Origin of the sequence: Novosphingobium sp. CCH12-A3, from assembly GCF_001556015.1 — a bacterium.
Classification (GTDB): domain Bacteria; phylum Pseudomonadota; class Alphaproteobacteria; order Sphingomonadales; family Sphingomonadaceae; genus Novosphingobium; species Novosphingobium subterraneum.
In genome coordinates, this window is sequence record NZ_LSIA01000161.1 from 1 (window position 1) to 2,518 (window position 2,518).

Sequence of the window (2,518 nt, forward strand, 5' to 3'; positions counted from 1 at the left end):
GCACGAACCCGCTCCGCGGGAGAGTCGCTTGGGGTGCCGTAGCGTAGTATTGTTCAGGCTTTGCGTGCGGCGATGTCGCCTTGCGACCGTGGAGTTCCTTCAACGGAGAGGAACTCACCATGGATACTATCACGACCACTTCCCCGACTCATTCGCTGCGTGAGCGGATGTTGCAGGACATGACGATGCGTGGCTTCGGGGCGCACACGCAGAATGACTATATCCGACATGTCCGTAACTTCGCCGCGTTTCTCGGCCGCCCCCCGGACACGGCTACGGTGGAAGACCTCCGGCGTTATCAGGTCGACCAGCACGAGCGCGCCGTGGGGCCTGCCACGATCAATGGGGCCGTGTCGGCACTGCGGTTCCTCTTCGGGATAACCCTCAGGCGGCCGGAGATGGCGCTAGGGCTGGTTGTCGTTCGCTTCACACCCAAGCTGCGGGTGGTTTTGAGCGTCGAGGAGACAGCGCGGTTGCTCGAGGCAGCGCCAGGCATAAAGTACAAGGCAGCTCTCAGCGTTGCCTATGGCGCGGGCCTGCGGGTCTCGGAGGTTGCCCACCTCAAGGTCGATGACATCGACAGCACCCGGATGTTGATCCGCGTCGAGCAGGGCAAGGGGCGCAAGGATCGTAACGCCATGCTCTCAACGCACCTGCTGGACTTGCTTCGACAGTGGTGGCGCGAAGGCAAGCGGCGCGGGGTTATGTTGCCGCATGGTTGGTTATTCCCTGGCCGTAGCGGCACGGATCCAGTCTCGGCTCGCCAGTTGCACCGGGTCGTGCAGGAATCGGCCGAGCGCGCAGAGATCCACAAGCGGGTAAGCCCGCACACATTGCGCCACTCGTTCGCTACTCACCTGCTCGAGCAGGGTGTCGATATCCGCGTAATCCAGGTCTTGCTCGGACACGTGAACATCAACACGACTGGGATCTATACTCAGGTTTCCAGCAAGACCATGCGGGCGGTGGCCAGCCCGCTCGACCAGATCGTTGCCGTGATGGAAGGCAGGGCACCTCCCGGTTGAACCGTGCGCGCCTCACTCGAGGTCGCCGACATCTTCCACAGCGCCGGGCCCGCCTATCGTGCAGCCCATGCCGGGCATCTCAGCCTCGGCCAGCTCAAGGTCATGACGGCGATCGAGAACTGCCGCACCGCCGCACTGGGCGGTCACGTTGAAGCCTGCGATGATTGCGGGCACTGGCGGATCGCCTACAACTCCTGCCGCAACCGGCACTGTCCCAAGTGCCAAGGCGCTGCTGCGCGCACCTGGCTGGCCGCGCGTGAGGCCGATCTGTTGCCGGTCGGCTACTTCCACGTCGTCTTCACGGTGCCTGCCCAGATCGCCGACATCGCCTGGCAGAACAAGGCGGTGGTCTATGACCTGCTGTTCCGCGCCGCTGCGGACACGATGCTGACCATCGCCGCCGATCCCAAGCACCTCGGCGCACGCATCGGTATCACCGCCGTGCTGCACACATGGGGATCGGCGTTGACGCACCATCCGCATGTGCACATGATCGTGCCCGGTGGCGGCATCGCGCTGGACGGTACGCGCTGGATCTCGGCACGCCCCGCCTTCCTGTTACCGGTGCGCGTGCTGGGCGCGTTATTCCGCCGCCTGTTCCTCACTCGCCTGTTGGCATTGTTCGATGCCGGCAAGCTCGTCTTCTTCAGCACCTTGGCGGGCCTAGCGATACGCAAGGCCTTCCTGCGGCATCTGTCCCCGATCCGGAAGAAGCGCTGGGTGGTCTATGCCAAGCCGCCCTTCGCCGGGCCGCAGGCGGTGCTGGCCTATCTCTCGCGCTACACCCACCGCGTCGCCATCTCGAACCGGCGGCTCATCGGCTTCGACGAGACCGGCGTGACGTTCCGCTACAAGGACTATCGCCGCGATGGCGCCGAGCGCCAGCAGGTCATGACGCTGGCGACCGACGAGTTCATCCGTCGCTTCCTGATCCACGTCCTGCCGCGCGGCTTCCACCGCATCCGGCATTATGGCCTGCTCGCCAGTTCAGCGCACAAGGACACCATGGCGCTTGCACGCAGGCTGCTGGGCGTCGCTGCACCTGCCGAGGAGCCCGAACCCGGCGAGCAGCCCGATCATCGCCCGCCATGCCCATGTTGCGGCGGGCACATGACCATTATCGAAACCTTCGCTCGCTGGTGCCAACCACGCGCACCACCAACGGCAGCATTCCCAGCCCAGAGACACGCGCCATGATCTGGCATGGCCCATCCTGCATGACGGTCACGCTCATGGCGCATTGGCCGATAACCCAGCGCGTACCCATCCCGGAATTACGTCGGGCCCAGGGCAAAGCGAACTTCATAACAGCCGTCGCTCGCGATCTGACGCTGCACAAAATCACGCTGATCCGGCCGGCGGGTGCACTTCCGCAGCGGCAGCGCTTACCCTCCAGAACCATCCCAAAGCAGCTTTACCCATAGACCAGCGCGTGGGGCCCGCGGGTTCCTGCACTGGAGGCTTTCGTACGCAAGCGCCCGAAACCCTTCACA

Annotated in this window: 2 protein-coding genes; both read left to right on the plus strand. The window is 64.3% G+C overall.

Going from position 1 to position 2,518, the window contains the following annotated elements:
• Positions 1-119 precede the first annotated feature (119 nt).
• Positions 120-1,025, plus strand: coding sequence for a tyrosine-type recombinase/integrase (locus tag AX703_RS12610; RefSeq protein ID WP_062344490.1), 906 nt, complete (start codon positions 120-122; stop codon positions 1,023-1,025).
• A gap of 3 nt (positions 1,026-1,028) precedes the next feature.
• Positions 1,029-2,222, plus strand: coding sequence for an IS91 family transposase (locus AX703_RS12615; RefSeq protein WP_062344492.1), 1,194 nt, complete (start codon positions 1,029-1,031; stop codon positions 2,220-2,222).
• Positions 2,223-2,518 lie beyond the last annotated feature (296 nt).

Bases quoted from the DNA above. Each gene is read 5' to 3' on its own strand.
- AX703_RS12610 (WP_062344490.1), top strand. From the start codon at position 120: ATGGATACTATCACGACCACTTCCCCGACTCATTCGCTGCGTGAGCGG.